The sequence below is a fragment of the Pseudomonas sp. genome (genome assembly GCF_046581935.1).
Lineage (GTDB): Bacteria > Pseudomonadota > Gammaproteobacteria > Pseudomonadales > Pseudomonadaceae > Aquipseudomonas.
Genome location: NZ_JAYGFK010000027.1, coordinates 135,341 through 149,474, shown reverse-complemented (window position 1 = coordinate 149,474; position 14,134 = coordinate 135,341). Strand labels below are relative to the sequence as shown.

1 protein-coding gene is annotated in these 14,134 nt (G+C 64.8%); it reads right to left on the bottom strand.

Annotation, left to right across the window (positions count from 1 at the left end):
* Positions 1 to 20: 20 nt before the first annotated feature.
* Positions 21 to 14,093 carry a non-ribosomal peptide synthase/polyketide synthase gene (locus VCA57_RS22115; RefSeq protein WP_411187685.1) on the bottom strand — a complete coding sequence of 4,691 codons (14,073 nt, stop codon included), beginning with the start codon at positions 14,091 to 14,093 and terminating at the stop codon, positions 21 to 23.
* Positions 14,094 to 14,134 lie beyond the last annotated feature (41 nt).

The window sequence follows — 14,134 nt, the reverse complement described above, 5'->3', positions numbered from 1 at the left end:
GTCGACCGGCGTGCCAGCCGCTAGCTTTGCGAGATAGGTTTGCTCTTGAGTTTGCTTAACAGGGTGTCCAGGTTCTTCTGGTTCAGGGCCTTGGCCAGCGGGAAGTCCGTCGGCGACAACTGGCCCGTCTGGTTACCCTGGCAGTGCTGAATGACCCCGCGCAGATGCGTGAGGTAGGCCTGCAGCAGACGCTCGCGGGTGGCCGGGGCGTAGCGCTGGCCGGCGAACTTCATCTCCACCTGCAAGCGACCGCCGAGCACCGCGAGCACCACTTCCAGCTCATGACTGCGGGTTGTGTCGGCCGCGACATGCGCCGGCAATGGCTCGTCAGCGAGCTGCAGCAGGCTGCCGGCGGCGCTGTCGAGCTGGCCCAGATAGTTAAACAACAAGGGGTGGCGGTGCGTCGGCAGCGGCAGCTCGGCCTGATGGCGCAGCAGGCCATAGCCCATGGCCTGATCGGCTGCGGCGCGCAGCTGTTCCTTGACCGCGACTATCAACGCGCCGGTATCGCTGGCCTGCGGCAGGTTCAGGCGCACCGGGTAGAGCTGGGTGAACCAGCCCACCGTGCGGCTGACGTCCAGCTCGGCGAAGGGCGCATCGCGCCCGTGACCTTCCAGATCGATACCAATGGCGGTTGCACCCGACCATTCGTGCAGGGCGCCGGCCAGGGCGGCGATCAGCAGTTCGTGGCCTTGGGTGCGGTAGCTGTTCTGCGCCTGCTGTAGGGCCTGGGTTTCCTCGACGCTCAGCGCCTCGCTCAGGCTCACTTCATCTGCCACTGAGTTGTCCGCCTGCGGCTGATCCGCCGGCAGTGCGCCGGGCAACGTCTGCTGCCGCCAGTAGTCGCGTTGCGCTTGCACGGCGGGGCTGCCGGCCTGCTGCCACAGGCGCTGGCCCCACTGACGGTAGGAGCTGGTCTTGGCTGACAGCGTGGCGGGCTGGCCCTCGGCCAAGCGTGGGTAGAGCGTGGTGAAGTCTTCCAGCAGCACGCGCCAGGACACCGCGTCCACCACCAGGTGGTGGGCCACCAGGTAGAGGCGCTGGCTGCCGTCCGCCAGGTCGATCAGCAGGGCGTGGAACAGCGGGCCTTGCGCCAGATCGAAGCGCGCTTCGATCTGCGCGGCGATGAAAGTGCGTAGCGCCTGCGGCGTGTAGGCGGTGTCCAAGGCGACCCGGGCGAAGCCCATGGCCTGCTGCGCGTCAGCGTAGCTTTGTCGCCATTGGCCGTGTTCCTGGGTGAAGCGCAGGCGCAAGGCGTCGTGCTGCTCAACCAGCGTTTGTAGCGTGGCTTGCAGCGCATCGGCATCCAATGTGTGGGTAGGCGTCAGCAGCACCGACTGGTTCCAGTGGCCGGGTTCTTTCAGTGGCTGTTCCAGTAGCCACCGCTGGATCGGCAGCAGTGGCGCCGCGCCTTCCAGCAATCCCTGTTCGGCTTGACAGCTTTCGACCTGGCTGGCGACCCGCGCCAGGTCGGCCAGGGTGCGCTGCTGGAACAACTGCCGCGGTGTCAGGCCGATGCCATGGGCGCGGGCTTGAGCGATGTACTGCAAACCGAGAATGGAATCGCCGCCCAAGGCGAAGAAGTTGTCATTGACCCCCGGCTGGCTGACGCCGAGCAGCTCACTGAGCAGCCGGCATAGCACTTCCTCGGTAGCACTGGTCGGTGCCTGGTACTGCTGCGCTTGGCGCTCAATCTGTGGTTTGGGCAACGCCTTGCGCTCAATCTTGCCGTTGCTGCTCAACGGCAGGGCAGGCAGCTGCACGATGAACTCTGGCACCATATGCGTCGGCAAATGCAGCCCCAGTTGCTGCTTGAGGGCGGCGACGTCAACCGGCGCAGGACCGCTGAGATAGGCCACCAGTTGCGATGTAGCTAGATCGTCGCGCAGCAGGGTCACCGCCGCCTCGATGCCATCCTGGTTCAGTAGCACGGCGTCGATCTCGCCCAACTCGATGCGCAGGCCTCGCAGCTTGACCTGATGGTCGAGGCGGCCCAGGTACTGGATGTTGCCGTCGCTGAGGAAGCGGCAGCGGTCGCCCGTGCGATACAGGCGCTCACCCGTCTCGAACGGGCTCGGCACGAAACGCTCGGCGGTCAGCTCCGCTCTGTTCAGGTAGCCGCGTGCCAGGCCCTTGCCGCCAATATAGAGCTCGCCCACCGCGCCTATGGGCAGTGGCTTGAGTGCTTCATCAAGAACGTACAGCTTGATATTGGCGATGGGCTTGCCGATGGGCACGAAGCCCAGGGGCGAGGCCGGATCGCAGGGCCAGCAACTGACGTCGATGGCCGCTTCGGTGGGGCCGTAGAGATTGATCAGCTGCGCCGTGTGGCGCGTGTAGAAGCGCTGTTGCAGATCGAACGGCAGTGCTTCACCACTGGCGAACACTTGGCGCAATGAAGTGCAGCCTGACAACTCCGGCTCGCCGACGAAGGCTTGCAGCATCGAAGGCACGAAGTGCAGGGTGGTGATGCGCTCGCGCTGGATCAGCTCGGTCAGGTAACGGCTGTCGCGATGGCCGTCTGGCTTGGCAACTACCAGGCAGGCACCGGTAATCAGCGGCCAGAAGAACTCCCATACCGACACGTCGAAGCTGTAGGGGGTTTTCTGCAAAACGCGGTCATCGGCGCCGATGGGGTAAGCATCCTGCATCCAGTACAGGCGGTTCATCAGCGCGCCGTGCTCGTTGAGCACGCCCTTGGGCTGACCGGTGGAACCGGAGGTGTAGATCACGTAAGCGAGGTCGCCGGGCTGGTTAAGCGCCTCGGGCTGCGGGCCGTCCTCCAGCGTCAAGGCGTCCAGGTACCAGACCGGCGTGGCCTGCGGCAAGCGTGCGACCGTGGTCTGTTGCGCCAGGGTCAGGCTTGGCTTGGCGTCGTCGAGCATCAGCGCCAGGCGGGCGGCTGGTAGTTCAGGGTCGAGCGGCAGGTAGGCAGCGCCGGCGCGGATGATGCCGAGCAGGGCAACGACCATCTCTACCGAGCGCTGCATGCACACGGCGACCACCTGTTCACGGCTCACGCCACGTTCGCGCAGTTGCCTGGCTACGGCGCCTGTGCGGGCATGCAGTTCGGCATAGCTCAGGCGCTGGTTGGCGTAGATCAGCGCCGGCGCGTCTGGCGTGCGCGCGGCCTGGTCGGCCAGTGCCTGGGCCAGGCTGTGCGGACCGGGGTAGGTCTTGTCCGTGGCGTTCCAGTCGTGCAATTGGCGGCTGCGCTCGGCTTCGCCGAGCAGGTCGAGTTCGCCCAGCGCGGCCTGCGGGCGCTGCACTGCATCGCCTAGCAGACGCTGCCAGGCGTCGGCCCAGCGTGTGATGGTCTCGGCCTCGAACAGCTGGCGCTTGTACTTCAGGCGCAGCGACAGGCGTTGGCCGTCGTCGTGCACCTCCCAGCTCAGGTCGAAGCTCAATGCGCTGGACGGTACCTCGATTTCGCGCAGCGTCAGCGGTGCCCAGGCATCGTCACGCAGGCGCGCGTTCTGCATGGCGAACAGCACCTGGAACAGCGGCGTACGGGTCATGTCACGCTCGCTGACCAGGGCATCGACCAGCTGTTCGAAGGGCACTTCCTGGTGTTCCTGGGCCTTCAGCACGCGTTCGCCGACCTGATTCAGGAAGGTTTTGAACGCCTGCTGCGGATCGACCTCGGCACGAATCACCAGGGTATTGACGAAGCAACCGATCAGCGCCTGGGTTTCCGCCAGATCGCGGTTGGCCACCGCAGTGCCGAGGCGCACATCGCGCTGGCCGGCTAGGCGACCGAGCAGCACCTGGGTGACGGCCAGCACCAGCACGTAGAGCGTTACGCCCTGGTCTTGGGCTGCCTCGCGCAGCTGTTGCGTGAGTCTGTCCGGCAGCACCAGGCTATGGAAGCCGCCGGCGGTGTCCGGTTCCGCCCGGCGCGGATGGTCGGTAGGGAGTTCGAGCAGGTAGTTGCCGTCGCCGAGGGTCTCGCGCCAGTATTCCAGCTGCTCCCGGTAACGCTCGGCCTGGGCCGGCAAGCGTTGCCATAGGGCATAGTCGACATACTGCACCGATAGTTCGGGCAGTTCCGCTTCACGGCCTTCGCTGCGGGCACGGTAGAACTCGGCCAATTCGTCGATCAGGCGCTGCATCGACCAGTCATCTGCGACGGTGTGGTGCAGCGTCAGCAGCAACAGTGTGCGCTGCTCGCTTTGCAGCAGGCGACCGCGGATCAGCGGGCCGGCAGCCAGGTCGAAGGGTGTCTGGGTTTCCGCGTCAATGTAGCGCGCAATGTGCCCATCCCAGTCTGCTGCAACGATCCGCTCGATGGTGAAGTCTGCACGGCTTTCGGCGTCTATCAGCAGTTCGGCACCATGGCCCTGTTCCAGCAGGCGGCCGCGCAGCACTTCATGTCGCGCGACTATGCTGGCCAGACCTTGCTGCAGCCAGTCGAGCTGTACTGCACCGTTCAGTTCGACGGCCGAAGTGATGTTGTATTCGGCGGCTTCCGGGTTGAGTTGTTCGAGAAACCACAGGCGTTGCTGGGCGAAGGACAGCGGCAGGCGCTCGGGGCGCGGTTGCGGCCGCAGTTCGACGGCAGGCGCGGCAGCGGAGGTGGCGAGCAGTGCCGCGAAGGCTTTAAGCGTCGGCTGTTCGAACAGCTGGCGCAGGGCGGGTGCCTGGCCATGCTGCTGACGCAGGCGTGCCAGCAGCACGGTGGCCAGCAATGAATGGCCACCCAAGCGGAAGAAGTGGCTATGACGGCCGATCAGCTCGCGCGGCACCTCGAGAATCTCGCTCCAGAGTGCGGCCAGATGCTGTTCGGCCTCGCCTTGTGGGGCTTCATAGGCATCGCCGGACAGTTCCAGATGCGGCTTTGGCAGTTGTTTGCGATCCAGCTTGCCGTTGCTATTGAGCGGCAGAGCGGCCAGCTCTACCACCACGCTTGGCACCATGTGCGCAGGCAGCGCTTGCGTCAGGGCGGTTTGCAGTTGCGCTACGTCCAGCCCGCTTGCGGATGCAACCACATAGGCCACCAGTTGCGGCGTGCCCAGATCGTCGCGCAGCAGGGTGGCGGCCTCACGTACGCAGGGTTGAGCGAGCAGAGCGGCGTCAATCTCGCCCAGTTCGATACGCTGGCCACGCAGCTTGACCTGATGGTCGAGGCGGCCCAGGTACTGGATGTTACCGTCGGTCAGGAAGCGGCAGCGGTCGCCCGTGCGATACAGGCGCTCACCAGCCTTGAACGGACTGGCGATAAAGGCCGCTGCGGTCAGCTCGGGGCGATTCAGGTAGCCACGCGCCAAGCCCACTCCGCCGATGTAGAGCTCGCCAATCGCGCCGAGTGGCAGCGGATTAAGGCCCTCGTCGAGGATATACAGCTGGATATTGGCGATGGGTTTGCCGATGGGCACGAAGCCCAGCGTTGAGGTGCTGTCGCAGACCCAGACGCTGACGTCGATGGCGGCTTCGGTGGGCCCATAAAGGTTGATCAGGCGGGCCGGGTGGCGCGCGCAGAAGCGCTGCTGCAAGGCCAGCGGCAGCGCCTCGCCGCTGGCAAAGACCTGACGCAGACTGGTGCAGTGCTCAAGATCTGGTTCGCTGACGAAGGCCTGCAGCATGGACGGCACGAAGTGCAGGGTGCTGATGCGCTCGCGTTGGATCAGCTCCACCAGGTAGCCGCTGTCCTGATGTCCGCCCGGTTTGGCGAGCACCAAGCAAGCACCGGTGATCAGCGGCCAGAAGAACTCCCACACCGACACGTCGAAACCGTAGGGGGTTTTCTGCAGTACGCGGTCCGTCGCATCAAGCGGGAAGGCCTCCTGCATCCAGTGCAGGCGGTTCATCAACGCGCCGTGCTGGTTAAGCACACCTTTCGGCTGACCGGTGGAGCCGGAGGTGTAGATCACGTAGGCGAGATCGCCCGGCTGATTAGCGACTATACGGGGCGTGCCGACGATCTCGGGCAACGGCTGATCCAGGCACCAGGCCGGCACCTGTGCTGCCAACCGGTCACGCCACTGGCTGTGAGTCAGCACCAGTGGGCAGGCGGCGTCTTCCAGCATAAAGGCCAGGCGGGCAGGGGGCAGGTGCGGGTCCAGCGGCAGGTAGGCGGCGCCGGCCTTGATGATGCCCAGCAGCGCCACGAGCAGATCGCTGCAACGTTCCAGGCATACCGCAACCACCTGTTCGCGGCCAATGCCCTGGGCGGCCAGGGCCTGCGCCAGATGGTCTGCGCGCTGGTGCAGCGTTTGATAGGTCAGGGTTTCGCTCTCGCAGACCAGCGCAGGTGCGTCGGGGCTGCGCTGCGCCTGTTGCGCCAGGGCTTCGCTGAGAGTTGCGGGGCCGGGATAGTGACGGGCGGTGTCGTTCCACGTCAGCAGTTGGCGCTGGCGGTCGCCCTCGCTCAGTGGCGAGAGCTGGGCTAGCGGGGTGTTCACGGCATCCGGCAGCTGGCCGAGGAAGTCCTGCCACTGGGCTAGCCAGGCCTGCATGGTTGCCTCATGGAACAGGCAGGCGCGGTACTCCAGCATCACCGACAACTGTTGGCCGTCGTCGTGGACTTCCCAGTTCTGCTCGAACTTGGCCGCTGACGAGCGGATATCCAGTGGCTGCAAGCTCAGATCCGGCCACTGCAGGGGCGCTCGCTCGCTGTTCTGCATGACAAAAGCCACCTGAAACAGCGGCGTGCGCGACAGATCACGCTCCGGTGCCAGCTGCTCGACCACCTGCTCGAATGGCACATCCTGGTGCTCCTGCGCCGTCAGCACGGTTTGCCGCAGCTGGGCCAGGTAATCGCCGAAGGTCTGCTGTGGGGTCAGTTCGGAGCGGATCACCAGAGTGTTGACGAAGCAACCGATCAACGGCTGCACGGCGTCGAGGCGGCGGTTGGCGACCGGGATGCCAATACGCATGTCCTGCTGCCCGCTGTAGCGACTGAGGAACAGCTTGAGACCGGCCAGTAACAGCATGAAGGGCGTGACATTCTGCTCGTGGGCGAACTGCCGCAGCCGCGTGGTCAGCGCCTGTGGCAGACGGGCGAAGCAGGTGCCTGCAGTGTTGTCGAACGTCGCCGGACGCGGCAAATCGGTTGGCAGTTCGAGCCGGTAGTCGCCGTTCTCCAGGGTCGTCTGCCAGTAGTCCAGCTGCTGACGGTAGATCTGTTGGCGGGCCGCACTGCGTTGCCACAGGGCGTAGTCCACGTACTGCACCGGCAGTACCTGCAAGTCGGGTCGGCGCTTTTCCAGACCGGCGCGGTAGCCTTCGGCGAGTTCCTCCAGCAGCACCTGCAGCGACCAGCCGTCGGCGGCCGAGTGATGCAGGCCGAGCACCAGCAGGGCCTGACCGCTGGCTGGGTGGCGGATCAGGCGCACGCGCAACGGATGTTCGCGCGCTAAGTCGAACGGCTGGCGCGCCTCGGCCTCGGCGACCTGGCGTTGATGCTCCGGCCAGGCCGCCGCGTTGCCTTGGTAATCCTCGACAACCAGATTGAAGAAGGCCGGGGCGTCGATCAGCAGTTCAGCGCCGTCGCCTTTGTCGAGCAGGCGGCTGCGCAGAATGGTGTGACGTTCGACTAGGGTTTCGAAGGCCTGACGCAGTATTTCCAGACGGAGTTCGCCGGTCAGAGTGAGTGCCGTGATGATGCTGTATTCGCCGGTGTCCGGTGCCAGTTGCTCAAGGAACCACAGGCGCTGCTGCTCGAAGGACAGCGGCAGACGAGCCGGGTGCGGCCCAGCTACCAGCGTCGGTAAGGTTTGGGTCGGCTGCGCTGTGGTGCCGTCGATGCTGCGTGCCTGTGCCGCTAGCGTCGGCTGCTCGAACAGGCTGCGCAGAGCGGGAGCCGTGTCGAATACCGCAGCGATGCGGGTCAGCAACACGGTCGCCAGCAACGAGTGACCACCGAGGTGGAAAAAGTTGGATTGGCGACCGATATGCTCCAGCGGCACCTGCAGCGTTTCCGCCCACAGGCTTGCCAAGCGGACTTCGCTGTCGCCCTGTGGCGCCTCCAGGGTTTCCCCTGCTTCCTCCAGGAGCGGTTCCGGCAACGCGCGGCGGTCGATCTTGCCGTTGGCGCTCAGCGGCCACTCGCTCAAGGCTACCAGCGCCTGCGGCAGCATATAGGCGGGAATAAAACGTCCCAGCTCATCGCGCCACCCTTCGCTCGGCAGTTTGCCTGTGGCAGTCAGTACATAGGCGATAAGCTTATCGTCGCGCACCAGTGCCAGGCTGTCGCGCACGCCGTCCACGCGCCGCAGTGCCTGCTCGATCTCGCCTGGCTCGATGCGCAGGCCACGCAGTTTGATCTGGAAGTCTTTACGCCCGAGAAATTCGAGTTCGCCGTTAGCCAGATAGCGGCCCAGATCGCCCGTGCGGTACAGGCGGCCCTCGCCGAAGGGGTTGGCAACGAAGACGCTGGCCGTCAATGCCTCGCGATGCAGGTAGCCGCTGCCCACCCCGGCCCCGGCCACGCAGATTTCGCCGACCGCGCCGACCGGTAGCGGCTGGTCGTAGCGATCAAGTACGTAGAGTTGGTTGTTATCCACCGGCCGGCCGATGGGCAGTACGTTATTGGGCGCGTCGATATCCACTTCGTGCCAGGCCACCACGTCGGTGCATTCGGTGGGCCCGTAGCTGTTGATCACGCGGCAGCGCCCGTGCGCGCTGGCGAGCCAGCCGTGCAGACGCTCCATGCGGATCGGTTCGCCGCCCAGCACCAGCGCGCGCAGGCTGGTCAGATCGCGCCACTGCTGCGCGGCGGCGATTTCCACCAGCGGGTAGAAGGCGCTGGGCGCGCCGTTGAGCAGGGTGATGCGGTGGCTGCGGATGTCATGCAGCAGTGCCTGCGGGTCATAGGACTCCAGGCTGGGCATGACCAGCGTGGCGCCGCACAGCAGCGGGGCGAAGATGTTCTTCTGGGTCAGGTCAAAGCCGGTGGCGCTAGCCAGCAGCACCTTGTCGCCTTGGCGCCAGCCCAATGTGCGCAGGTACCAGTGCTGCAGGTTGCGCACGCCGCCGTGGGTGACTACTGCACCCTTGGGCTGGCCGGTGGAGCCGGAGGTGTAGATGGCGTAGAACGGCGAGTCTGCGTCGAGGCTGCGTGTCGGCGGCGTTGCTGGCTGTTGCTCGAGTTGCGCCTGCAGTCGGTCCAGCTGCAGCAACTTCACCGGCAGTTCGGTGTAGCGCGCCGCGTGTTGACCATGGGTCAGCAGCAGATCGCTGCCACAGTCGTCGAGGATGTAGCGGATACGTTCGGCCGGATAACTGGTGTCGATTGGCACGTAGGCGGCACCGCATTTCAGCACTGCCAGGATGGCAACCGCCAGTTCCGGTGATTTATCCAGGCACAGCGCCACCCAGTGGCCGCGGCCTACGCCCTGTGCGATCAGGTGGTGCGCCAGGCGATTGGCCTGGGTATCGAGTTCGCCGTAGGTCAGCTGATGTTCGCGGTGTTCGATCGCCAACGCATCCGCCGAGCGCACAACCTGGGCTTCGAAGGCGTTGAGGATGGTCGGTGCTAGCGGTAGGGCTTGCGCCGTAAGGTTCCAGCCCTCCACCGTGCGTTGCCATTCATCCGGTGTTAGCAGGCGATGCTCGCCCAGCGGGCGCTCAGGTGCCTCGAGCATGGCCTCGAACAGGTGGACAAAACGTTGCAGTAACCGCTCGGCGCTGGGCGCTTCGAACAGGTCATGGGCGTACAGCAGGTTGAGCTCGATGGGGCCCTGCGATGGGGTGACGATATGCAGGTCCAGGTCGTATTCAGAGTAGCTAAGTGGTGTGTCCAGCACCTCGAACTCAAGGCCTGGGAACTGCACACGACGCTCCATTGGTAACTGCTGCGCGACCATTATCTGGAACAACGGGGCGTGACTCAGGCGGCGCGGCAGTGCCAGGTGGTCGACCAGGCGTTCGAAGGGCAGGTCCTGGTGGCGCTGGGCGTCGAGCAGGGTGTCGCTGACCTGACGCGCCAGTTCGGCGAAACTCGGCTGGCCGTGGAAACGCACGCGTACCGGCAGGTTGTTGAGCAGAATGCCCACCAGCGGTTGGGTTTCCGACCGCTCGCGATTGGACACCGGGGTGCCGAGAATCAGATCGTCCTGACCGCTCATGCGCTGCAGGAAGCTGGCGAAGGCGGCGAACACCAGGCTGAACGGCGATTGTTGCAGGCGCGCCGCCAGTTCGCGGGCGCGCTCGCTGGCGATTGGCGACAGCTGGGCGGCGAGCATGCCGCTGCGGTGCGATTGGCTCGCCGGGCGCGGCTTGTCGGTCGGCAGCTCGAGCAGGTAATCCTGATCTGCGCCGTCATTGCGGGCGAGCTGATGTTGCCAGTAATCCAGATGCGGCTGGAGCGCCGCTGGTTGCAGGCGCTGCTGTTGCCACAAGCTGTAGTCAGCGTACTGGATTGGCAGCGGTGCCAGTCGCGGCGTCTCGCCGGCCTGCAGGGCAGCGTAGAACTGGGTCAATTCGCGCAGAGCCAGGGTCGCTGACCAGGCATCGGAGACCAGGTGGTGCAGGGTGATGGCCAGGACGTGCTGGCGCTCGCCCAAGTGCAACAGCCGCGCGCGAATCAGCGGCGGGCTGGCCAGATCGAACGGTTGCGCGAACCAGCTGCTCAGCTCGGTTTGCAGCGTAGCGTCACTGCCATCGGTCAGGTGGCTAACCGGTAGTTCGAAACTCAACGCCTCGACGATTCGCTGGTAGGGCTGGCCGTCCTCGCTGGGGAAAGCGGTACGCAGTACCTCATGACGTTCAAGCAGCCACTGGAAACTGGCGAGCAACGCCTCGATGTCCAGCTCCCCGCTTAGACGCAGGGCGAAGGGAATATTGAAATGGGCGCTACCAGGGTTCAGCTGTTCGACGAACCACAGGCGCTGCTGGGCGAAAGACAACGGCAAGCGCTGCGGCCGCGGCTGTACGGCAATGGCGTCGGCGTCTGCCAGGCCGTCGCTGGTAGCGGCCAGTTGTTGGTCGATGGCCTGCGCCAGTTGACGCACGCTGGGGCACTCGAACAATGCTTTGAGCGGCAGTTCGACGCGAAAGACTGCGCGAATCTTCGACAGCATCTGAGTGGCCAGCAGCGAGTGGCCGCCGAGGGCGAAGAAACTGTCGGTAACGCCGAAGCTCTCCAGCGCCAGGACTTCCTGCCAGATGCCGTGTAGCGCCTGTTCGGTCTCATTTGCTGGTGGAGTCAACTCGCTCTCGCTCCATTGCAGCTCGCGCAACACCAGGCGTTTGCGATCGACCTTGCCGTTGGCGTTGAGGGGCAGGGCATCCAATTCGACCAGGCGCAGCGGCACCATGTAGGCCGGCAACTGACGGCTCAGGGCTTCCTTCAGCGTGAGCTCATCGACAGCCTCGGCTGTGTGGCCGACCCAGTAGCCGACCAGTTGCGATTCGTTACGGGCGTCTTTGTGCACCACCACCGCTGCCGCTTTTACGGTCGGGTGCTGCTGCAGCTTGGCTTCGATCTCGCCGAGTTCGATGCGATGGCCTCGGATCTTCACCTGCTGATCGCGGCGGCCGAGGAATTCGATCACACCATCGGCGCGATAGCGCCCTAGATCTCCGGTTCTGTAGAAACGCGCGCCAGGATGGAACGGGTGATCGACGAACGCCGCCCGAGTGCGCTCGGCATCGTTCAGGTAGCCGCGCCCGACGCCAGCGCCAGCCACGCATATTTCACCGGGCACGCCCACCGGCAGCGGGCGTAACTCGGCGTCCAGCACGTAGAGCTCAGTGTTCGGCGTGGGTCTGCCGATAGGCATGGCCTGGGCCTGTTCGTCCGACACCGCGCGGATGGCATGGAAGGCCACGTCATCGGCACATTCCGCCGGGCCGTAGGCGTTCATCAACGGCACATGGGCGAAGCGCGCGAACCAGTCGCGGCACAGGGCCGGCGGCAGTGCTTCGCCAGTCGGCAGCAACCAGCGCAAGGCACTGAGGTCGGTGGTCGCCGTGCTGGCCGTAAGTACTCCTCGGATCACCGCAGGTACTGCTTCCCAGAGTGTCAGTTGCTGGTTTTGCAGTACCTCTAGCAGGCGCTCGGGGTCATGGCTAACGGCGTCCGGCAGAATATGCACGGTGGCCCCCAGCAGCGGCGCAGCGAGCAGTTGCCAGACGGAAATATCGAAGGCTACCGAGGCGGTCTGAGCGATACGATCCTGCTCGCTGAGGCCAAGGCTCGGCACCTTGCCAAAAATGTTGTTGAGCATGCCGCGTTGTTCCACAAGCGCGCCCTTCGGCGTGCCGGTGGAACCGGAGGTAAAGATCACGTAAGCCAGATCGTCCGCCGTGCTGCGGGGTTCTATGAGCGGGGCGGGGCCGCTCAACCACAGTGGCTCGATGCCGATCAGTTGCGGCGCTTTGGCACCGAACCGGGTACACAGCTCATCGGCCAGCGCGCATTGGCTGTCGCCGACCAGCATCAGCGGGGCTCGGCTTAGCTCGAGGATCTCCGCCAGACGCTGCGCCGGGTGTTTGACCTCAAGGGGCAGGTAGCAGGCACCGGCTTTGAAGATCGAGATCAGCGCCGTGAGGTGCGGCAGCCCGCGTTCGGCGAGCAGGGCCACGGGTTGATTGGGCCCGGCACCGGCTGCGATCAGCGCGGCAGCGAGGCGGCTAGCCCGCTCATCCAGTTCGGCATAGCTGAGTTGCTCGCCTTCGCAGACGACCGCGACCTTGCTCGGCTGACGCGCCACCTGTTCGGCGAACAGGCTGGCATAGGTACGCTCAAGTGGGAAGGGCTGTTGGGTACGGTTCCACTCCACCAGCATCTGCTGGCGTTCTGCGTCGCTTAGTAGCTCCAGTGAGGCGAGGCTCGCGCTTGGTGCAGCGAGGATGCCGAGGACGATCTGGCGCAGATGGCCCAGCAGACGCTCGATGCTGTCGCGGGCGAAACGCCGACGATCGTAGGAGATGCGTACTGCCAGCTGTTCGCCAGGCATGACCACCACGGTGAGGCCGTAGTGGGTGTGCACGCTGTGTTCCATGTCGTCCAGGCTGAAGCTCAGTTCGCCGCTGAACAGCTTGTCGTCGATGGGGGCGTTTTCGTAGACCAGGATGCTGTCGAACAACTCCTCGCCGCGCGGGAAGGCGCTCCAGCCCTGGATATCCACCAGGGCACTGTGTTCGAACTCGCGCAGACCGAGGTTGTGGCGTTGCAGTGCTTGCAGCCAGCCGATGCGGTCCTGCTGTTCATCAATCTGTACGCGCAGCGGCAGGGTGTTGATAAACAGCCCGATCATCTCTTCCACACCGGCCAGCTGTGGTGGACGGCCGGCAACGGTAACGCCGAAGAGCACGTCGCGGTGGCCGCTGTAGCGCGACAGCAACAGAGCCCAAGCGCCCTGGAACAGGGTGTTGGGAGTAATCCGCTGGTTCTGGCAGAGGGCAGTCAGCTCGCAGGTCTCGCGCGCGTCAAAACGGATCAGCGTATCGTCAACCAGCACCGCTTCGCTGTACTGGCTTTGCCGTGTCTGGCGCTCGATGACCAGCGGCGTTGGGGTGTCCAGCCCTTGCAGCTGTTGCTGCCAGAACGCCTGCGCCTCGGGCAGGCTCTGCTGCTGCAGCCAAGCTATGTAGTCGCGGTACGGACGAGGTTTGCGCATCGTCGGCGTACGCCCCTGGCGCAGGGCATCATAGGCGTCGATACAGTCCACCATGATCAGCGAGATGCACCAGGCGTCCATCAGGATGTGGTGGAAGCTGCGGATCATCTCGTGCCGGCCTGCACCCAGACGCACCAGGCGAACTCGGATCAGCGGTGGCTTGGCTAGGTTGAAGCCGTTGCGCTGTTCCTGCTCTAGCAACGCCTGGATGTGCGCTTCCTGCTGCGCCTCACTTAGGCCCTCAAGGTCGATGAACTCGACGGGCTCACTCACTTCCCGATGCACCACTTGCAGCGGCTGTTTCTGGGTCTTCCACAGAAAGCTGGTGCGCAGGGCGGGGTGGGCGGCGATTACCAGCCGCCAAGCCTGGAGAAACGCTTCTACCGACAGATCGCCACCGATGCGGTAGCGGTCCTGCATCAGATAGACCCCGGACTCCTGGTGCAGCAGACTCTGAAACAGCATGCCTTGCTGCAGCGGTGAAAGGGGATAGACGTCTTCGAGGTGCTGTGCGGTCTTGTTCGTCATCCGTGTGGCCTTCGGTGCATAAGTGAATGATGGGGCAAACA